Below are 20,623 nucleotides of genomic sequence, written 5' to 3' on the forward strand. Positions count from 1 at the left end.
CACCCTACCGGCGCCGGGTTTCCGTCAACGGGCGGACCGTGCCGGGGCAGCCTTGGATGGGACTGAGGTCACAGTGGGCTTTGGGGTCAGCGTGCGAAGCGCGGCAACTCACCGCGCATCATCCATCAGCGAGCTCTACTCGCGGGGCCCGCAACCGCGTAGTCACCCAAGCCCCCGCCAACGCCACCCCCGCCATCGGCAGGAACACCGCGGCGAACGCGGCCGGATGCGAACCCGCGCCGGCCGCCTCCGTCGCCGCGTGCGACACCGTGCCGCCGCCCAGCGCCGCGAAGGCCGCGCCGCCCGCCGCGAGGAGGAGGACGTTGGAGAGGCCGTCGGAGATCTGGAGGGCGGCGGAGTTGGTGCCGGCCTCCTCGGGGGCGGAGAGCTTCAGCAGCAGCACACTGGTGGAGGAGATCACCAGCCCCATGCCGAAGCAGCCCACGGCCCAGGCGACGGCAACGATCCAAGCCGGCACCGCCTCGATCAGCACGCTCGGCGCGGCGGCGATCGCGGCCGCCACCAGCACCATCCCGAGCGCCATCAGCCGCTCCCGGTACGGCGCCACCCGCGCCCGCGACTGCACCCACGACCCCAGCGCCCACGTCCCCCCGCCCGCCGCGAGAGAGAACCCGGCCAGCGTCGGCGACAGCCCCCGCTGGGTGACCAGCATCAACGGCACGAAGGACTCCGCGGCAATGAAGGAGCCCGCGGCGATCCCCCGCAACAACACGACGGACGGCAGCCCACGGGCCGCCCGGTACGTACCGCGCGGCAACAGCCCCAGAGCAGCCGGCACGAGCAGCGCCGCACCCACCACGCCGGGCACCAGCGACAGCCACCGCAGATCCTGAGCGGCGTACTGCAGCAGCCCCGCGCCGAGCGAGATCCCGAGTGCGAGCCGGATACGACGCCGGTCGAAGGAGGCCCGGCGCACCCGCGCGGGCTCGTCGGACACCGAGCCGCCCACCGCGCCGTCCACCGGCCCCGCCGCCCTCCGCCGTATCTGCGGCAGCGCGAGCGCCAATGGGAAGACGACGAGGACCGGGATGCCGACGAACACCCAGCGCCAGCCGAGGTGTTCGGTCACCGCGCCCGACGCGAGCGGGCCGACGACGGACGGCACGACCCAGCTCGCCGCGAACGCCGCCATGATCGCGGGCTGCAGCCGCCCCGGGTAGGCGCGGCCCACGACGACATACAGCGCGACGATCACCAGCCCGCCACCGAACCCCTGCACGGCCCGCCCCAGGATGAACAGCCACATCGCGCCCGCCGTGCCGGACAGCACAAGACCAGCCGCGAAGGAGGCGATACCCGTGGTCAACGCCCCGAGCGGCCCTCGCCGGTCCGACCACTGACCGGAGAGCACCATGCCGAACAGGCTCGTCGTGAAGTATCCCGAGAACGCGAACGCGTACAGCGACACCCCGTCCAACTCCCGCGCCGCCACCGGCATAGCCGTCCCGACAGCGGTCGCCTCGAAGGCGATCAGCAGCACGACGGAGACGATCCCGACACTGAGCGCACGATAGGAACGGCTCAGGACGGTCTCGTCACGCTCGGCGGCCGAGGTGGAGCCATCGGGATCAGCAACGCCGGTGTCACTCGGTTCAAGGGCGGTCACGATCGTCAGCGTAAGGGCCACAACCCACTTTGACCCCTGTCGAGAGAACGGCCCCACCTCAGCCCTTGGTCGTACGACCGCCCCGCACTCCCCGCTTCATGAACGCGGTATGGCAGTCCCGTTGCACCACCCCCGCATCCCTTGAGCCCCTCCCCCACAGCGCCCTACGGTCAATGCACGAAGCAAGGCCGTGTGCCCGAGTGGTTGAGGGGCTCGCCTGCAAAGCGAGTTACGTGGGTTCGATTCCCGCCACGGCCTCCAAGAAGGTCCGATTCAGTTCCCGTCTCGGTTCTCCTCGCGCCGCAGCAGCCACAGAGTGAACGCCAACGTGGAGAGGTCCGTGTTCAGTGGGCGGGGCAGTGCGTGCCGCTCGGCCCAGTACAGGACCATCCCCGTCGCGCCGTCGATCACGAGGCTGGTGTCCTCCGCGATGTGGCCGAGGCGTATCAGGTGGTCCGCGCCGGGCGGGAGTGCGAGGTCGCCGTCACGCTCGTCTGTCGCGTACTCGGCGAGGGTTCGTGGTGGGACGTCCGTGTCCAGTGTGAAACGGGTGGCCTCTTCCGGGAGGCCCACGTCGCGCAGGAAGCGGCGGGTGGGGTCGTGGGTGAGGGCCGCGGGGAAGTCGACGTCCTCGAAGCGGACGATCGCCGCGGTGCCGAACTCCTCGTCCAGCAGCCGCGGTGGCAGGTCGAGGGCGAGGCCGCTGCCGGGCTCGGCGATCCAGGCGAGGGGGCGGATCAGGGCGCCCATGCTGCGGAACGCCGGCATCGCACCGCCCGTGCCCTCTTCCCAGACGGCCAGGAGCCGGCGGGAGGCCTCCGCCACCGCGCCCGGCCCGAAGCGTCCCGCGTAGGCCGCGAACTCGTGGCGCAGTCGGGCCAGTTCATCGGCCGTCGACGCGAAGCGCAGCAGCGTGCGCAGCCGGGCTTCCTGGCGCAGCTCGGGGAGCGACAGCAGCTCATCGCCGCCCGGCTGCCGGAGGGCCAGCTCCGGCTCCGCTTCACGCCAGACCCCATGGCCCGGCGGCGCATCCACCCCGAACGGGTCCGGCTCGCCCTCGGTCAGGCCGGTCACCGCGATACAAGTCCCGCTGGTCGTGCTCATGGAATCCCCCGTGCATGAATGGCCGTTCAGTCCCCGAGCGGGGCGCGACGCGGCACCGTGCGGCAGCCGTCGTACGAGCGCGGTCTCAGGCCCGCCGTCCCCACGTCCAGAACACTACGCCGCACCACTGACAACGGCCCGCAGCCCGGCAACGCCAAGGCTGTTGCGTCGCACACAGCCGCTCACGCGAAGTAGATGCCGCCCAGCACGACCACCACCGCCGCGAACACGAACACCAGCGCCCACACCAGCAATTTCCCCACGCTGGGCGGCGGTTCGTACCGCGGCGGACCCGGGTCGGGGGCCGTCACTGGCCGGTCACCACCGCGGCCTGCGGGCGGATGGGGAGGCGGTTGACGGGGCGGCCCGTCGCGGCGCGGACCGCGGAGGCGACTGCCGCCGGGGACGTCACCACCGGGACCGCGCTGGCGGCCTTCGCGCCGAAGGGGGCGACCACGTCGCGCTCCTCGACCAGTTTCACGATGCGGATGTCCGGCGCGTCCAACGCCGTGGGCAAGGCGTAGCCCGTGAGGTCGGGGTGGCGGATCAGCCCGCGTGCCGTGCGCAGGTTCTCCGTCAGCGCGATGCCCACGCCCTGCGTGACACCGGCCTCGATACGTGCCGTCAGCTGGGCGGGGTTCAGCACGCGCCCCACGTCCTGGGCGACGGCCAGTTCGACGACCCGGACCGAGCCGAGTTCGATGTCGACGTCCACGACCGCGCGGATCGCGCAGAAGGCGAGGCCCACGAAGGCGTCGCCCTGTCCGGCTGCGTTCAGGGGTTCCGTCGGGTGCGGGCGGCACTGGGCGGTGGCCCACAGTTCCTTGCCGTCCATCGCCTCGGTGACGGTCGTCGACAGGACTCCGTCGTACGACGTGATCTTGCCGTCGGTGATCTGCAGCAGCTCCGTGGACATGCCGAACTTGTGCGCCAGGGGCTGGAGGAGTTGCGTGCGGACCATCTTCGCCGCCCGCTCTACCGCGCCGCCGGACACCCAGGTGTGCCGGCCCCGGCAGCCGGCGCCCGCCGGTGGCTGGTCGGTGTCGACGGGGGCGACGTGCACCTCGTCGATGCCAAGTGTCTCCTGGACGATCTGTCGAGCGAGGGTGGTGAAGCCCTGGCCGGTCTCGACGGCCGCGCACAGGACGGTGGCGACTCCGTCGTGAACCTTGACGGTCGCCGTGGAGACCTCGTCCGCGCCCTCCGCGCCGAGCATGTGGACCATGCCGAGGCCGTAGCCGACTCCCCGGCGCACCGCGCCCGGTTCGCCCGCGCCTTCGGGGCCGCCGGGCAGCAGCCAGTCCTCCTCGGGCGTGTCCTTGGGGAGCGCCGGAAGGGGGAAGTCCCGTACGGCCTGCAACAACTCCGCCACCGGTGCGGGGCAGGTCACCGTCTGGCCGGTCGGCAGGACGTCGCCCGTGGCGAGCGCGTTGCGCAGGCGCAGCTCCGCCGGGTCGACGCCGAGCTTCTTCGCCAGCTTGTCCATCTGGGCTTCGTAGGCGGCGGCGACCTGCATGGCGCCCTCTCCGCGTACGTGGCCGGAGGGCGGGTTGTTGGTGCGTACGGCCCAGCCCTCGATGAACGCGTTCGGGACGACATACGGGCCGCAGGCGAAGGACACCGCGGCGGCCAGCGCCTCCGAGGAGGTGTCCGCGTAGGCGCCCGCGTCCAGGAGGATCTGGGCCTCGACCTTGACCAACTTGCCCTCAGCGTCCGCGTGGTGGCGGTACCGCAGCAGGGTCGGGTGGCGGTGGGTGTGGCCCAGGAAGGACTCTTCGCGCGTGGCGGTCAGTTTGACCGGGCAGCCGGTCTTCAACGCCAGCAGACCCAGCGGGAGTTGGAAGCCCTGGTCCTCGCGGTCGGCGGTCGCGCCGGGCACGCCGGTGACGACGACCTTCACGCGGTCGGGCTCCAGGCCGTAGCAGGCGGCGGCCGTGTCGCGGTCGCTGTGCGGGTCCGTGGACGCCAGATACAGCTCGACGCCGCCGTCCGGACGCGGCACCGCGAGACCCGCCTCGGCTCCTATGGGCGCCGGGTCCTGGCGGCCGATGCGGTACTGGCCCTCGACGACGATGGCGCCGGCCGCGTCCGGGTCGCCGTGGCGCAGCGGGATGTGGCGGATCAGGTTGCCGTCGGGGTGCAGCGCCTCGGCCTCGAAGGCCTGTTCCGGGTCGGTCACCGGGTCGAGTACTTCGTACTCGACGATGACGGCCGCCGCGGCCATCCGCGCGGTGTCGGGGTGGTCGGCGGCGACTGCGGCGATGGGTTCGCCGTGGTGGCGTACGACCTCGGAGGCGAACACCGGGCGGTCGGCGCTGCCCCGGCCGTACCGGGGGGCGCCGGGCACGTCCTCGTGGGTGACGACGGCGCGGACGCCGGGCATCTCGCGCGCGTGGGACGTGTCGATCGACACAATGCGCGCGTGCGGGTGCGGTGAGCGCAGGACGGCCGCCCAGAGCAGGCCCTCGGCCCACAGGTCGGCCGCGTACGGGAACGTGCCCTCGGTCTTGGCGCCCGCGTCGGCGGGCTGCAGGGACACGCCGAGGCCGTGCGGGATCTCCTCGGGGGCGGGGGCTGCCTCCGCGGCCGTGGTCGCGGTGGCGGCTTCGTTGCTCACGCCGGGCCTCCGTCCTGTCCGTACGCCTGGTCACGCGGCTCGAACGCCGACGGGTTGACGCCGCCGGCTCCCGGGCCCGCCTGGTGCGGGATACGTGCCTCGTCCGCGTCCGTCTCAGCGTCGGCCGCGCGGTGTGCCTCGCGTTCGGCGACGACCTCCTGGACGGCGTCCAGGACACCGCGGTAGCCGGAGCAGCGGCACAGGTTGCCGCACAGCGCCTGGCGGGCCTCGAGTTCGGTCGGCGCCGGGTTGCCCTCCAGCAGGTCGTGCACGGTCATCGCCATGCCCGGCACGCAGAAGCCGCACTGCACCGCGCCGCACCGGGCGAGCGCCCGCTGCACGTCGGAGGGGTGTCCCTCCTCCGCGAGGCCCTCGACCGTACGGACCTCGCTGCCGGCCGCGGTGACGCCGGGCACCAGACAGGAGGCGACGAGCCGGCCGTCGACCTGGACGTTGCACGCGCCGCACTCGCCCTGCGAGCAGCCGTCCTTGGCGCCGGCGAGGCCGAGCCGTTCGCGCAGTACGTAGAGCAGCGATTCGCCGATCCAGGCGTCGGTGACGGGCCGGTCGACGCCGTTGACGCGCAGGACGTACGAGGAGAGGGGGTGTTCCTCGCCGGACGGCGGGGGTGCCTCGTCCGGGGTCTCGGACCCGGCGGACTCCTCACCGGCCTCAGCGTCGGCACGCGACTCCCGCTCCCGCTCCGGCTCCCCGGAACGCTCCACGGGCCCCTCAGCGGCCTCTCCGGCCCCCTGGGCACCCTCGGACACCTCGGCTGCCTCACGGACCCTCTGAGCGGGCTGTGGGGCGGCTACGGCGGTCTCGTGCGCGTTCGGTGAGTCCGCTACGGCGGTTCCGTCCGCGGGCTGTTGGTCGTGGGCCCCGTCGGATGCCGGACGGGCCGGTGCCTCGCCGTGCTGCGAGGCGTGGGCCTGCGCGTGCTGCGCGGCGGCCTCCCCGTGAGCGTGCGAGGCATGGACTTCCGGGTGCTGTTGGGCGCGAGCATCCGCGTGCGGCTGTGCCGCGCGCTCTCCGTGCTCCTCCGCGTGCGGCCGGGCGGGAGCGACCCCGTGCTGCTGCGCCGGAGTTCCCGGGTGTGGCCTCGTGTACGCCTGTGCGGACACCTCGCCGTGTGTCTTGCCGGGTGCGTCCACCGCGGCGTCGGCGGGAGGCGCGGTGTTCGCCTCATCCTGCGCCCACGGCTGCCCGGCCGCCTCCGTCGCCCAGGGAGCGGGCGCGCCACCGGGGAGTGTGGCCGGCGGTGTGCCGCCCCACTGCTCGACCAGGGACGACGTGGTGAACTCGCCCGATTCGTCCGGAAGATCACCCCCGGCGACCGGGATCGACCACTGCCCGGTCACATCGTGGCCCGGCGCCGCGGCCGTGTGCTCCGCCGCCGATCCCGCTGAGCCGTCGACGGTCCCGAAGTTCCACTGCCCGGTCGCCCCCGGGTTGTACGTGAACCGGTCGCTCCCGGTGTCCTGGGGCACCGCGTTCGGGTCGGGCCACTGCACCGCTTCGGCGGGCGCCGGCCAGCCGCCGGTGGCGGCGGGGTCGGTCCCGGGGGACGTGGCGGGGTCGACCGTTATCTGCGGAGGCACATAGCCGTGGCCGGGCGCCGCCAGCGGGCTGTCGGCGGAGGCCAGGAGGGCGTCGATGCCCCCTTCGGGGAGTTTCACGAAGGCGGTGGCGCCGTCGTCGTAGTCGCCCTGGGGCAGCGGGTCCCAGCGGCTGCCGCCCTGGGGCGTGCCCTCTCCGTGCTGGTCGTCGGTCACGACAGCGCCCTCCCCAGTGCTCGTCGGGCCAGCGCGGCGACGGTGCGCCGCAGGTGCAGTACGGCGGGCGGAAGCTGTTGTACGGAGCCGTCCTCGGCCGGGACCGGATCGGGGATGCAGGCCGCGGCGACGTACTCCCCGAAGGCGGCCAGCGCTTCGGGGACGATCGCGCGGCTGTTGTCCCAGTCGATCAGCCGGGCGACCCACTGCTCGGCGTCCAGAGGCCTGAGCGGCATCGGCGCTATGGCGCCGACGGCGCACCGCACTCCGCGCCGGGCGGGGTCGAGGACCAGCGCGACCGACGCGACCGCGCGGCCGGGGCCGGTGCGGCCGGTGGCCTTGAGGAAGACCTGCGGGGCGTGCAGCAGGGGCACGCGCACGTACCCGATGAGTTCGCCGCCGCGCAGCATCTCCACACCGGCCAGCAGGTGCGACACCGGGATCTCCCGGCGGGCTCCGCCCGGGCCCGCGATGATCAGCGTCGCCTCCAGGGCGGCCAGTACGGGAAGCGCGTCCCCCGTGGGGGCGGCTGTCGCGATGTTGCCGCCCAGGGTGCCCGCGTTGCGGATCTGCGGCGGGCCCGCCGCGCGCGCCGCAGCGGCGAGCGCCGGGATCAGGGCGGCGAAGTCGGGGCGGCCCATGCGCGCGTGGGTGAGGCCCGCGCCGAGCAGTGCGTGCCCGTCCTGGTACTGCCAGCCGCGGATCTCGCTGATCTTGCCGAGGCCGACCAGTGCGGCGGGCCTGAGCTGTCCGGAGTTGACGGCGGCCATGAGGTCGGTGCCGCCGGCCACGGGAACGGCGGCGGGCACGGCCGTGAGGGCCGCCACGGCCTCGTCCAGCGTCGTAGGCAGCGTGACGGCCTGCGCCGCCTGCGGTGCGCTCGTGGTCAAACCGGCTGCCCCTTCCCGCTGCCCCACCTGGTCCCACCTGTGTTGCCGTACGGTACGTGCTGACAGGGCGGACGTGGCAACTCTGGCACATCTTCGCAGGGCCCGAACGCGGGGGTCCGCTAGGAGGCATTCGCCCCCCTCACCAGCGAGATGGTCCGTTTTCGCACGACATCAACCGTGCGCGCGAATTGCCACTCTTCGGTGACACTTAGGGCCTTTTCCATGACCTGTTCCCATGCGTGTTCCCATCGCTGGTCCCTTACCTGTCCGGCTACCTGTTCGGCGGCGCCCCCTCGATGGGACGGCCCAGCACGCCCGGCCGCCGCTGCCACGGCAACGGCCCTGTAGGCGGCCGGTAGGCGACTCCCAGGGCGTCAAGTCGCCGGTAGTGGACGGCCATCCGCCGCTCGAAATCGGCGAAGTCCCGTTCCGCGGGGGCGGGCAGGCCGACGCTCCAGGCCACCTCGGCGAAGGCCGCGAGCCTGGGGAACGTCTGGTAGTCCACGCGCGCGTGATCCTCCATCACCTCGGTCCACACGTTGGCCTGCGTCCCGAGGACGTGCCGGGCCTGTTCCGGCGTCAGCTCGGGTGGAACGGGTTCGAACCGGTAGACGTCCTCCAGGGTGCGGACGTAGCCGATGGGGACCGGCTCGTCCGCACCCGCGTCCTGGCGGTGGTCCAAGTACACCTGCTGTTCAGGGCACATGACGACGTCGTGTCCGGCCCGGGCGGCGGCGATTCCGCCCGCGTAGCCGCGCCACGACGACACCGCGGCGCCCGGCGCCAGGCCGCCCTCCAGGATCTCGTCCCAGCCGATGAGCCTGCGCCCGCGCGCGGAGAGCCACGTGTCGAAGTGTCCGATGAACCAGGCCTGCAACTCGTCCTCGTCCGCGAGTCCGAGTTCTGCGATACGCGCCTGGACGAAGGGCGACTCCCGCCACTGCTCCTTGGCGCATTCGTCGCCGCCGATGTGAATGAACTCGGAAGGGAACAGCTCCAGCAGTTCCTCGAACACCCCCTCGTAGAAGCGAAGGGTGTTGTCAGAGGGTGCGAGTACGTTCAGAGAGACGCCCCAGTTGTCCCAGACCGTGAGGGAGGTCGTGTCGATGACGTCGGTGTTGCCGAGTTCCGGGTACGCGGCGATGGCGGCCTGCGAGTGTCCTGGTACGTCGATTTCGGGGACGACGGTGATATGCCGCTCGGCGGCGTACGCGACGATCTCCCGGATGTCGTCCTGGGTGTAGAAGCCCCCGTGCGGCTTCTCCTCCCACAGCGGCGAGGCACGGTGGCCGAATTTCGTGCGGGCCCGCCAGGAGCCGACCTCCGTCAGCCGGGGGTACTTCCTGATCTCGATGCGCCAGCCCTGGTCGTCCGTCAGATGGAAGTGGAAGACGTTGAGTTTGTGGGCGGCCATGAGGTCCAGGTAGCGCAGGACACCGTCCTTGGGCATGAAGTGCCGGGCCACGTCGAGCATGAGGCCGCGCCAGCGGAATCGGGGGGAGTCCCGGATCTCCGTCAGGGGCAGCCGCCACGTACGGCCGGGAAGGGGCGCGCGCCGGAAGGCGTCGGGGCCGAGAAGCTGGCGCAGCGTCTGGGCGCCCCAGAAGACACCGGCGGGCGAGCCGCCCTGGATGTGGACGCCATGGGGGGCGATGACGAGGCGGTAGGCCTCATCATCGAGGCCGGGCCGGACGGACAGATGGAGGACGTCGTACTGGCCCCCCTTCTTGGGCGGCAGCGCGAGCCCGGTCGCCGCGCCGAGCGTCGCGCGCAGCCATCGCGCGGTGCCCTCGGTGCCCGGCCCGGCCTCGATCCCGAAGTCGTCGCCGAGTTCGTAGAAGCGCTCGTTCCGCTCCATGTGTTGAGGTACCGGAATCAGTTCAGTCACGTCAGTCCTTTACCGCTCCGCCCAGCCCCGACACCAGCCGTCGCTGCACGAGCACGAAGAAGATCAGCACCGGAATCGTCATCACCGTGGACGCCGCCATCACACCACCCCAGTCCGGCTCGTCCGGCTTGTAGAAGACCAGCAGGGCCATCGGCAGGGTCGACTGGGAGGTGTCGCTGATGATGAAGGACTTGGCGAACAGGAAGTCGTTCCAGGCCGAGATGAAGGAAAACACGCTGGTGGCCACCAACCCCGGGAAGACCAGCGGGAAAAGGATCTGCCACAGGAATCGCGCCCGGCTCGCCCCGTCGATGTACGCGGCCTCCTCCAGCGCCTCCGGAACGGCTTTCACGAACCCCCGCAGCATCCAGATCGCGAAGGGCAGCGAGAAGGCGATGTGCGGCAGGATCAGCGAGCCCAGCGTGTTCAGCTGGCCGAAGTCCCGCATGAGGAAGAACAGCGGGATCGTCAGCGCCTCCACGGGCACCATCTGGGCCACCAGAAACATGATCAGCAGGGTGGTCCGGAAACGGAAGCGGAATCGTGTCACCGCGGTCGCGGCGAGAAACGCGATGAGCGCCGAGGCGACCACCACCGTGCAGGCCACCACAAGGCTGTTGACGAAGTAGCGGCCGAATTCCTGCTGTCCGAAGACCCGCCGGAAGGAATCCAGCGACGGCGCCAGCGTCCACGGCCGAGGCTCGGTCGACTCGATCTCGCCGGCCGGTTTGAAGGCGCTGAGCACCATCCAGTAGAGGGGAAAGGCGACGACGGCCGCGATCAGCAGCGCCGACACCTCGGCGGCCAGCCGCCAGGGACGCCGTACGAGACCACGTACGAGATTCACAGCTCCTCCCCCTGCCTGCGCAACAACCGCAAGTACACGAGCGTGACCGCCAGCAGGATCAGCAGCATCACCACGCCGATCGCCGAGCCGAGGCTGTACTGCGAGGACGCGAAGGCCTTTTGATACGCGTACACGTTCAGCACGAGGTTCTGGCCCGCGATGCCGCCGCCGTTCGTCATGACGTAGATCTGGGTGAAGACCTTGAAGTCCCAGATCACCGACTGAATCGTGACGACCACGAGGATCGGCCGGAGCATCGGCGCCAGCACCGAGCGCCAGATACGCCACTGCGAGGCCCCGTCCAGAGAGGCCGCCTCCAGCACCTCACTCGGCACCGCCCGAATCCCGGCGTACACCGTCACCATCACGAACGGAAAGGAACACCACACCACTTCCAGCAGGACCAGGAAGAACGCGCTGACGCGCCCGTACGTCCATGAGTAGTCACCGAGTCCCAACACCCTGTTCACCGGCCCGAAGTCCGGATCGAACAGCAACAGCCACACCGTCGACCCCGTGATCGCCGGCGTTGCCCACGCCCCCAACGCCGCCAGCATCAACACCAGCCGCGGCACGGCACGTACGCGTGTGAGCAACACGGCAAGCGCACAGCCGACGGCGAGCGTCGACACCACACAAGCCGCCGCGAACACCACGGTCGCCAGCAGCACCTGCCAGAACTGCGAGTCGGAGAACAGCTCCTGGTAGTTCCCGAACCCCTCGAAGGTGGTCGGTTCCCCACCACTCACCTGGGCCTGCGTGTACTGGAAGAACGAGATCAGCCCGAGCTGATAGATGGGATAGACGAGCAGCCCACCGAGTACGACGAGAGCGGGTGCGAGGTACAGCCAGGGAGCCCGGCTTCCTCGACGCCGCGCACCGGAACCCCCCAAGGGGCGCGGGGAACTGCGCGACAAGCCACCGACAACCCGCACCCGCCGACGCTCCACAACCCCCGAGCTATTGGGCGTCACCGGCGTCACCCGGCGGAGCCAAACGCGTCATCCATCTTCGCCGCCGCACCCTCCGCAGCCGCAGCCACCCCCTTCTTACCGCTGACGACCTCCTGGAACATCGTCGGCAACACCAGCCCCGAATCGATCTCCGCCCACGCAGGCGACGCGGGAACGAACTTCGTGCCCGCGGCCAACGTCTGCGCGAACGGCTTCACATACGGCTCCTTGGCCGACACCTGCTTCCGCACATCCGCGAAGGTCGGCAGAAAACCCATCGCATCGAACATCGACGCCTGCGTCTGCTTCGACGCAAGCTGTTCCATCAGCCCGACGGCCAGCGTCCGATGCGAAGTGGACTTCAGCACACCGATGTTGTTGCCACCGGCGAACGCCGGCGCGATCGACCCGGCCTTGACACCCGGCAGCGGCACCACCGCGTACTTGCCCTTCACCTTGCCCGCCTCGACGGCCGTGTGACTGAAGTCGCCGCCGATCGCCATGCCCGCCTTGCCGGCCGCGAACGCGGTGATCGTGTCGTTGCCGCCCATGCCGGCGCACTTGGCGGCGGGGCAGTTGTCGTCACCGAAGAGGGAGGTGTACGCCTTGATGCCCTTCTGGGCGGCCGCGCTGTCGATGGCGGAGACATACGATCCGCCCTTGCCGGTGGCGAGTTCACCGCCGTTGGCCCAGATGAACGGCATCGCGCCGTACGTGTAGGCGCCGCCGACGACCAGGCCGTACAGGTCGGGCTTCGCGGCGCGGATCTCACGGGCCGTGGAGGCCAACTCGGCCATGGTCTTGGGGACTTCCAGGCCCAGCTCGTCGAAGACGTCCGTCCGGTAGTACAGGGCGCGGACGCCGACGTAGAAGGGCGCGCCGTAGACCTTGCCGTCCACCGTGACCGACTGCTTCGCCGTGGGGTCGGTGTCCTTCGCCTCGTTCCAGTCGCCGAACTCCTTCGTGACGTCGAGGAGTCCGCCGTCCTTCACATAGCCGGCCGTGTCGGTGTTGCCGTACTCCATGACGTCGGGAGCGGACTTGGGGTCGTTGAAGGCGGCCTTGACACGCTGGGCGCGGGTTTCGATCGGGATGTACTCGACCTCGACCTTCGTACCCTCATGGTCCTTCTCGAAGGCGGTGACGACGGAGTCGACGACCTTCTCCTTCGGCTGGTTGCCGACCTCCTGGAAGAGCCAGACCCGCAGCGTGCCGGTCTTCTCGTCCTTGTCGGAGGAGGAGTTGTCGGACGTCTGGGGTGCGCAGGCCGTGACGACGAGGCCGGCGAGGAGGAGCGCGGGGAGTCTGCGGGAGAGCTTCATGGAGTGATCCTCCGGAGTGCGTTGCAACATACGCAATGGTGGTTTCGCTCTGCACAACACCACGGAGGCTAGGGACTGCATGAACACGACCACAAGAGGTCTCAACCACTCTGTGACCAGCAGACGCACCCTGCGCAACGCACAGACAGCACAAAGGCCCCCAGGGCACGCAAAACGTGCCCTGGGGGCCTTACTTACGTACGACCGGCCGGAGAGCTACTTGTCGCCCTTGCCGCCCTTGCCCTTGTCGTCGCCACCGCCGGCGCCCATGGACTCGTAGATCTCCTTGCACATGGGACACACCGGGTACTTCTTCGGGTCGCGGCCCGGTACCCAGACCTTGCCGCAGAGCGCCACGACGGGGGTGCCGTCGAGGGCGCTCGCCATGATCTTGTCCTTCTGGACGTAGTGGGCGAAGCGCTCGTGGTCACCGTCGCCATGGGACACCTGCGGCGTCGGCTCTACGAGGGTCCCCGTACCAGTCCCGCGCTGCGGCTGGGTCTCAGGCTCAAGAGTGCTCATAGGCCCAAGGGTACTGAAGCTCACATGTCTCAGTTGAGCGAAGGGTCGTCCGGATAGGTGGCGACCATCGCGAGCTCGTTGCGCTGGCGGCGCAGGACCTCGCGCCAGAGTCTTTCCGGGGACGGGGAGGACACGTCGCCGGGCTCCGACTCCACGACGTACCAGGCACCCTCCACAAGCTCGTCCTCCAGCTGGCCGGGGCCCCATCCGGCGTAACCGGCGAAGATGCGCAGGGAGCCGAGGGCCGCGGCGAGCAGTTCCGGCGGGGCCTCCAGGTCCACGAGCCCGATCGCGCCGTGCACCCGGCGCCAGCCCAGCGGCACGTACCCGCCCGCGGGCTCGCCCGGGATGACGGCCACGCCGAGGGCCGAGTCCAGCGAAACCGGCCCGCCCTGGAAGACGACACCGGGCTCGCCTGTCAGGTCCGCCCAGCCCTCCAGGATGTCGCCCACGTCCACCGGGGTGGGGCGGTTGAGGACGACACCGAGCGAGCCCTCCTCGTCGTGGTCGAGAAGGAGCACCACCGCGCGGTCGAAGTTCGGGTCCGCCAGGGCGGGCGTTGCCACGAGCAACCGCCCTGTGAGCGAGGACACCTCGGTCATGCCAGACATGATCCCGCATCTTCCCTTCGCGCGGGGAGGCAATGCGGGTTCGGGAGTGAATGCAGCTCAGGGCTCACAGGTGCGTTCCGGGCGCACGACTCGGCCGGTGACCCCATGTGCCCGTTTGCGAACGGTTCGTGTTGTGACAGAGCTATGACGGAGCTGGGTGGTACTTGGGCTTACGGAAGGGGGGTCGGCGGCGATTACTCTGTCTCTCCGGCCCTGCCCAACTCATCGGAACGCGAGATACATGACCGTCAACGACGATGTCCTGCTTGTCCACGGCGGAACCCCGCTGGAGGGCGAGATTCGTGTCCGCGGTGCGAAGAACCTCGTACCGAAGGCGATGGTCGCCGCCCTGCTGGGCAGCGCGCCGAGTCGACTGCGCAACGTTCCGGACATCCGTGACGTGCGTGTCGTACGCGGACTGCTGCAACTGCACGGGGTGACGGTCCGTCCCGGAGAGGAGCCGGGTGAACTGGTCCTGGACCCGTCGCACGTGGAGAGCGCGAATGTCGCCGACATCGATGCCCACGCGGGTTCTTCGCGCATCCCCATCCTGTTCTGCGGTCCACTGCTGCACCGCCTCGGGCACGCGTTCATTCCCGGCCTCGGCGGCTGCGACATCGGCGGCCGGCCCATCGACTTCCACTTCGAGGTGCTGCGGCAGTTCGGCGCGAAGATCGAGAAGCGGGCGGACGGGCAGTACCTGGAGGCTCCGCAGCGGCTGCGCGGCACCAAGATCCAGCTGCCGTACCCGTCCGTCGGCGCGACCGAGCAGGTGCTGCTGACGGCGGTGCTCGCGGAGGGCGTGACGGAACTGTCCAACGCCGCCGTGGAACCGGAGATCGAGGACCTGATCTGCGTCCTGCAGAAAATGGGCGCGATCATCGCGATGGACACCGACCGCACCATCCGCATCACCGGTGTGGACAGGCTCGGCGGCTACACCCACCGCGCCCTCCCGGACCGCCTGGAGGCCGCCTCCTGGGCGTCCGCGGCGCTGGCGACCGAGGGCAACATCTACGTCCGTGGCGCGCAGCAGCGCTCGATGATGACGTTCCTCAACACCTACCGGAAGGTGGGCGGTGCCTTCGAGATCGACGACGAGGGCATCCGCTTCTGGCACCCCGGCGGCCAGTTGAAGTCCATCGCGCTCGAAACGGACGTCCACCCGGGCTTCCAGACGGACTGGCAGCAGCCGCTCGTCGTGGCGCTGACCCAGGCGACGGGCCTCTCGATCATCCACGAGACGGTCTACGAGTCCCGCCTCGGGTTCACCTCCGCGCTCAACCAGATGGGCGCCCACATCCAGCTCTACCGCGAGTGCCTCGGCGGCTCGAACTGCCGCTTCGGCCAGCGCAACTTCCTCCACTCGGCGGTCGTCAGCGGCCCCACCAAGCTCCAGGGCGCCGACCTGGTCATCCCCGACCTCCGCGGCGGCTTCTCGTACCTCATCGCGGCCCTGGCGGCCCAGGGCACGTCCCGCGTCCACGGCATCGACCTCATCAACCGCGGCTACGAGAACTTCATGGAGAAGCTGATCGAGCTGGGCGCGAAGGTGGAGCTGCCGGGCAAGGCGCTCGGGTAGCACGGCGGCTCGGGTAACAGGCGTTCATACGACGATGGGGCGGCCCCTGGTGAAGGGGCCGCCCCATTGGCGTTACTCAGGCGCCGTACACCGTCCCGTGGTGCACAGGCAAGGTCACTACTGGCCCTTGGCCGCTTCCTTGAGCTTGGAGCCCGCGGAGACCTTCACGCTGTAGCCGGCCGGGATCTGGATGGGGTCGCCGGTCTGCGGGTTGCGCGCGGTGCGAGCGGCACGGTGGGTGCGCTCGAAGGTCAGGAAGCCGGGGATGGTGACCTTCTCGTCGCCCTTGGCGACGATCTCGCCGACGGTCTCGGCGAACGCGGCCAGAACGGCGTCGGCGTCCTTGCGGGTCACCTCGGCGCGGTCGGCCAGCGCGGCCACCAGCTCACTGCGGTTCATGTTGTTACTCCCGTGTTCTTCTTGCCGTATGAGGCGTGCCACGCGGCGGAGCCGCATATCGGGCACTTCGAAGTCGATGCTGCCAGGGCCCTCGGACAATCCCCGGACCCGGGTCCGCCATCGGACCCTCGCGCCCAGGGAGGCATCCTGCCCCTACCTGCGGCGGGAAAGCCAATCCGGCACCCGTAGGAGTCGTGAGAACACCCTTGGGAGTCACACGAAAAGAGGGCTGAGCCTGGCCGCAACGATAAACGGCGGCCAAAGCCCCTGCGTTCCGCGACGCGCCGGGTAAGGCCCGTCGTGGCGATCCTCACAGCAGGCCACACACCGACGAGCCTACGACGCCGTCGCGCCCGCCGCCTTGGCGGCCTCCCGTACCGCGCCCGCCACCGCGCCCGCGACCTTGTCGTTGAAGACGCTCGGCACGATGTAGTTCGGGTTGAGCTCGTCCTCGGTCACCACGTCCGCCAGGGCCTTCGCCGCCGCGAGCATCATCTCGGTGTTGACCGTGCGGGACTGGGCGTCGAGCAGGCCGCGGAAGACGCCCGGGAAGACCAGCACGTTGTTGATCTGGTTCGGGAAGTCGGAGCGGCCGGTGGCCACAACAGCCGCCGTCTGACGGGCGATTGCCGGGTCGACCTCGGGGTCGGGGTTCGCGAGCGCGAACACGATGGCGCCGTCGGCCATGGCGGCCACGTCATCGGCGTCCAGGACGTTCGGGGCGGAGACGCCGATGAAGACGTCGGCGCCGCGCACGGCCTCCTTGAGGGTGCCGGTGACGCCCTCGGGGTTGGTGTTGTCGGCGATCCAGCGCAGCGGCGAGTCGGGAGCGGCGGCCACCAGGTCCTCGCGGCCGGCGTGCACGACACCGTGGATGTCGGCGACGACGGCGTGCTTCACGCCCGCGGCGATGAGCAGCTTCAGGATCGCCGTACCGGCCGCGCCGGCGCCCGACATGACGACGCGTACGTTCTCAACTCCCTTGCCCACCACGCGAAGTGCGTTGGTGAGCGCGGCCAGCACGACGATCGCGGTGCCGTGCTGGTCGTCGTGGAAGACGGGGATGTCGAGGGCCTCGCGCAGCCGTGCCTCGATCTCGAAGCAGCGGGGTGCGGAGATGTCCTCGAGGTTGATGCCGGCGAAGCCGGGGGCGATCGCCTTGACGATCTCGACGATCGCGTCGGTGTCCTGGGTGTCCAGGCACAGCGGCCAGGCGTCGATACCGGCGAACCGCTTGAACAGGGCCGCCTTGCCCTCCATGACGGGCAGCGCGGCCTTCGGGCCGATGTTGCCGAGGCCCAGCACCGCCGAGCCGTCCGTCACGACCGCAACGGAGTTGCGCTTGATGGTGAGGCGGCGGGCGTCCTCGGGGTTCTCGGCGATCGCCATGCAGACGCGGGCCACACCCGGCGTGTAGATCATGGAGAGGTCGTCACGGTTGCGGATGGGGTGCTTGGACTGCATCTCGATCTTGCCGCCGAGGTGCATGAGGAACGTACGGTCGGAGACCTTGCCGAGCGTGACGCCCTCGATGGTGCGCAGCTGCTCGACGATCTCGTCGGCGTGCGTCGTGGAGGTCGCCGCGATGGTGACGTCGATGCGGAGCTTCTCATGGCCGGAAGCCGTCACGTCGAGGCCGGTCACCGAGCCTCCGTGGGACTCGACGGCCGTGGTGAGCTGGGAGACCGCGGTACCGCTCGCGGGCACCTCCAGCCGGACCGTCATCGAGTAGGAGACGCTGGGCGCCGTTGCCATGGCCGACTTCCTCTGCTTTCACCGTGTGACGCTGGATGCCGTCCGATCGTCGCACCTACTGCCGGGTAGCTGGTAGCCGCCCCGGATTGCGGACTTTTTGTTCACAGCGAAAGAGGCTCACGTCACAGGGTGACGTGAGCCTCTCGCACACTCAGTGACACCGACCCGCCATGCTCGCCTCGCGGCAAGTGGTCGCTCGTAGCGACGAAGGTTGGGCCCGGGGGCTTGGATCGGGCCGGTGCCACACCCAGGCTAACAAACAGATCCCGTAGGGCCATTCCCGTACCTGGAGTCCATCTGGATCAATCCCGGAGAAGGTCCGGAACCCCGGTCGCGTCCGGCTCGTCCCGCTCCCCCGACACCACCGTCAGCTGCTGGGTGGCCCGGGTCAGTGCGACGTACAGCACACGCAGGCCGGCCGGGCTCTCGTCGGCGATCTCCGCGGGCGAGACGACGACCGTCGCGTCGTACTCCAGGCCCTTCGCCTCCAGGCTGCCGAGCGCCACGACCCGCTCGCCGAGGCCGGTGAGCCAGCGGCGGGCCTCCTCGCGCCGGTTCATGGCGACGACGACGCCGACTGTGCCGTCGACGCGGTCGAGCAGCCGGGCGGCCTCTTCGCGGACGGTGCGGCCGAGGGAGTCGCGGACGGCGGTGAAATGTGGCTCGACGCCGGTGGAGCGGACCGCCCTCGGTGACTCGGAGCCGGGCATGGCCAGTGCCAGTACCTTCGCCGCCAGCTCGGCGATCTCGGCCGGGTTGCGGTAGTTCACGGTGAGCTGGAAGCGGCGGCGCGGGCGGGTGCCGAGGGCTTCGTCGCGGGCCTGGGCCGCCTCCTCGGGGTCGGACCAGGACGACTGGGCCGGGTCGCCCACGACCGTCCAGGTGGCGTGCCGGCCGCGGCGGCCGACCATGCGCCACTGCATGGGCGTGAGGTCCTGGGCCTCGTCGACGATGACATGCGCGTACTCGACGCGTTCCTGCGCCAGCCGCTCGGCCCGTTCCCGCTGCGACTCCTCGCGTACGGGCATCAGCTCGTCGAGCCCGGTGAGCTGGTCGAGCGGGTCCAGCTCGCGCTTCCTGCGGGGGCGGGCGGGGGTGCCGAGGATCGCCTGGAGCTCGTCGAGCATGGCGATGTCGTGCACGCTGTGGCCGTTCCGCTTGAGCGAGCGGGCCACCTTGCGGATCTCCCCGGGGTTGAGGATCCGGCGGGCCCAGCGGCCGAGACGGCGTTCGTCGGCCATGGCGGCCAGGACCTGCTTCGGCGTGAGCTCCGGCCACCAGGCGTCGAGGAAGGCGATGAAGGCGTCCTCGGACGTGATGTCCTCGTCGAACGAGGAGCGCAGCTCGGCGGCCAGCTCGGGGTCGGTGTGCCGGGTCGCGGCGCCCGACTGCTCCCACAGCGCGTCGAGCAGCAGCTTGCGGGCGCGCGGGCGGAGCAGGTTCACGGGCGCGGTGCCGCTGAGGACGGCGTGGCGGATACGTTCCAGCTCCGCCGCCTCCAGTTCGAGGCGGCGCCCGAAGGCGACCACGCGCAGCCGGGTGGGCGGAGCGGCAGGTGCCTGCGCCGATCCGGCAGCGGCGTCTTCGGCCTCCTCACCGAACGCGAGCTGGCCGGATACGGCAGGCCGCCCTGCCGTGACACCCAGCTCCAGCGCCCCCCGCGCCGCCTTCCGCAGCACCTTCAGCATCCGGTACGAGCCCTTGGCGCGGGCCACCGACGGGGAGTCGTACAGCGTGGCCTCGGTGCCGTCGACGAGGGAGCCGATGGCGCGGATGGCGACCTGGCCCTCCTCGCCGAGGGAGGGGAGGACGCCCTCGGTGTACGCGACCAGCAGCGGGGTCGGCGAGACGATGAGGATGCCGCCCGCGTACCGGCGCCGGTCCTGGTACAGCAGATACGCCGCCCGGTGCAGCGCCACCGCGGTCTTGCCGGTGCCGGGGCCGCCCTCGACGTACGTCACGGAGGCGGCGGGGGCGCGGATGACCAGGTCCTGCTCGGCCTGGATGGAGGCGACGATGTCGCGCATGGTGTGGCTGCGGGCCTGTCCGAGCGCGGCCATCAGCGCGCCGTCACCGATCACCGGGAGCTCGTGGCCGTCCAGCGTGGCCTTCAGCTCGGGGCGCATCAGGTCGTCCTCGACGCCGAGGACACGGCGGCCCTTGGAGCGGATCACCCGGCGGCGTACCACCCGGCCCGGATCGACCGGGGTGGAGCGGTAGAAGGGTGCGGCGGCCGGGGCGCGCCAGTCGATGACCAGTGGTGCGTAGTCCTGGTCGAGGACGCCGATCCGGCCGATGTGCAGGGTCTCGGCGATGTCGGCCGTGCCGTCGTCGCGCACGGCGCCGTCGGCGGGCTCGACCGCGGTGTACGCGCCGTCGGGTCCCTTCTTGCCGTCCTTGCCGAGCAGCAGGTCGATACGGCCGAAGAGGAAGTCCTCGAACTCGTTGTTCAGGCGGCTGAGGTGGATGCCCGCCCGGAAGACCTGCGCATCACGCTCGGCGAGTGCGCCGGGCGTGCCGACCTGGCCGCGCTTGGCGGCGTCGTTCATGAGGAACTCGGCCTCGTGGATCTTCTCCTCGAGCCGCTGGTACACCCGGTCCAGGTGTTCCTGTTCGACGCCGATCTCCCGGTCGCGCACGGAGTCGTCGCGTACGGAGTCCTGGGCGGAGGAGTCGAGCGCGGTTTCCTGTTGAGCCTGTGCGGCCACCGGGCCCCCTTCTGACGTGCTGG

The 20,623-nt window shown here is 70.6% G+C and carries 15 protein-coding genes, 1 tRNA gene and 1 pseudogene; 2 read left to right on the forward strand and 15 right to left on the reverse strand.

Annotated features, from left to right (window positions below):
• Positions 1-118: 118 nt before the first annotated feature.
• On the reverse strand, positions 119-1,627 hold the full coding sequence (locus ACTWQO_RS20165; RefSeq protein ID WP_443238705.1) for an MFS transporter: 1,509 nt from the start codon (positions 1,625-1,627) through the stop codon (positions 119-121).
• 186 nt (positions 1,628-1,813) lie between these two features.
• On the opposite strand from ACTWQO_RS20165, the gene ACTWQO_RS20170 reads away from it, so the two are divergent.
• Positions 1,814-1,888: transfer RNA gene (locus ACTWQO_RS20170), tRNA-Cys, on the forward strand.
• A 21-nt stretch (positions 1,889-1,909) separates the two neighbouring features.
• Here the strand turns inward: ACTWQO_RS20170 and ACTWQO_RS20175 are convergent.
• The 11 genes and pseudogenes from ACTWQO_RS20175 to ACTWQO_RS20225 all read right to left on the reverse strand — a co-directional run.
• Positions 1,910-2,548 (reverse strand): annotated as a pseudogene (locus ACTWQO_RS20175) (SUKH-4 family immunity protein); the annotation flags it as partial.
• A 365-nt stretch (positions 2,549-2,913) separates the two neighbouring features.
• A complete protein-coding gene (locus ACTWQO_RS20180; protein ID WP_301981433.1) occupies positions 2,914-3,042 on the reverse strand; it encodes a hypothetical protein in 129 nt (42 codons plus the stop codon).
• Entirely contained in the window at positions 3,039-5,348 is a 2,310-nt protein-coding gene (locus ACTWQO_RS20185; RefSeq protein WP_443238706.1) for a xanthine dehydrogenase family protein molybdopterin-binding subunit, read from the reverse strand. Before ACTWQO_RS20185 ends, ACTWQO_RS20180 begins: the two co-directional genes overlap by 4 nt.
• Positions 5,345-7,123 carry a 2Fe-2S iron-sulfur cluster-binding protein gene (locus ACTWQO_RS20190; RefSeq protein WP_443238707.1) on the reverse strand — a complete coding sequence of 593 codons (1,779 nt, stop codon included), beginning with the start codon at positions 7,121-7,123 and terminating at the stop codon, positions 5,345-5,347. The genes ACTWQO_RS20185 and ACTWQO_RS20190 overlap by 4 nt, the downstream gene beginning before the upstream one ends.
• On the reverse strand, positions 7,120-8,013 hold the full coding sequence (locus tag ACTWQO_RS20195) for an FAD binding domain-containing protein (RefSeq protein ID WP_443238708.1): 894 nt from the start codon (positions 8,011-8,013) through the stop codon (positions 7,120-7,122). Before ACTWQO_RS20195 ends, ACTWQO_RS20190 begins: the two co-directional genes overlap by 4 nt.
• A gap of 271 nt (positions 8,014-8,284) precedes the next feature.
• Positions 8,285-9,901, reverse strand: a complete 1,617-nt coding sequence (locus ACTWQO_RS20200; RefSeq protein WP_443238709.1) for a beta-N-acetylhexosaminidase — start codon at positions 9,899-9,901, stop codon at positions 8,285-8,287.
• A gap of 1 nt (position 9,902) precedes the next feature.
• Positions 9,903-10,748 carry a carbohydrate ABC transporter permease gene (locus ACTWQO_RS20205; protein ID WP_443238710.1) on the reverse strand — a complete coding sequence of 282 codons (846 nt, stop codon included), beginning with the start codon at positions 10,746-10,748 and terminating at the stop codon, positions 9,903-9,905.
• The gene (locus ACTWQO_RS20210; RefSeq protein WP_443238711.1) at positions 10,745-11,683 is read right to left on the reverse strand and encodes a carbohydrate ABC transporter permease; all 939 of its coding nucleotides are present in this window, start codon (positions 11,681-11,683) and stop codon (positions 10,745-10,747) included. Before ACTWQO_RS20210 ends, ACTWQO_RS20205 begins: the two co-directional genes overlap by 4 nt.
• 44 nt (positions 11,684-11,727) lie before the next feature.
• Positions 11,728-13,023 (reverse strand): extracellular solute-binding protein, encoded by a 1,296-nt coding sequence (locus tag ACTWQO_RS20215; protein WP_443238712.1) that lies wholly within the window; start codon positions 13,021-13,023, stop codon positions 11,728-11,730.
• A 216-nt stretch (positions 13,024-13,239) separates the two neighbouring features.
• Positions 13,240-13,545, reverse strand: coding sequence for a DUF3039 domain-containing protein (locus ACTWQO_RS20220; protein WP_365283380.1), 306 nt, complete (start codon positions 13,543-13,545; stop codon positions 13,240-13,242).
• Between the two features lie 29 nt (positions 13,546-13,574).
• Positions 13,575-14,147 (reverse strand): YqgE/AlgH family protein, encoded by a 573-nt coding sequence (locus ACTWQO_RS20225; RefSeq protein WP_443238713.1) that lies wholly within the window; start codon positions 14,145-14,147, stop codon positions 13,575-13,577.
• A 250-nt stretch (positions 14,148-14,397) separates the two neighbouring features.
• Here ACTWQO_RS20225 and murA point away from each other — a divergent pair, with 250 nt between their 5' ends.
• Positions 14,398-15,738: a UDP-N-acetylglucosamine 1-carboxyvinyltransferase gene (gene murA, locus ACTWQO_RS20230; protein WP_443238714.1), complete on the forward strand. Its 1,341-nt coding sequence runs from the start codon at positions 14,398-14,400 to the stop codon at positions 15,736-15,738.
• Between the two features lie 117 nt (positions 15,739-15,855).
• Here the strand turns inward: murA and ACTWQO_RS20235 are convergent, their stop codons facing one another.
• The 3 genes from ACTWQO_RS20235 to ACTWQO_RS20245 form a co-directional block, all read right to left on the reverse strand.
• Positions 15,856-16,137: an HU family DNA-binding protein gene (locus tag ACTWQO_RS20235; RefSeq protein WP_054220032.1), complete on the reverse strand. Its 282-nt coding sequence runs from the start codon at positions 16,135-16,137 to the stop codon at positions 15,856-15,858.
• Positions 16,138-16,473: 336 nt separating this feature from the next.
• Entirely contained in the window at positions 16,474-17,892 is a 1,419-nt protein-coding gene (locus tag ACTWQO_RS20240) for an NAD-dependent malic enzyme (RefSeq protein WP_362933879.1), read from the reverse strand.
• A gap of 302 nt (positions 17,893-18,194) precedes the next feature.
• On the reverse strand, positions 18,195-20,600 hold the full coding sequence (locus tag ACTWQO_RS20245) for a HelD family protein (protein ID WP_443238715.1): 2,406 nt from the start codon (positions 20,598-20,600) through the stop codon (positions 18,195-18,197).
• Positions 20,601-20,623 lie beyond the last annotated feature (23 nt).

Source organism: Streptomyces sp. 4N124, assembly GCF_052245395.1.
GTDB lineage: Bacteria > Actinomycetota > Actinomycetes > Streptomycetales > Streptomycetaceae > Streptomyces.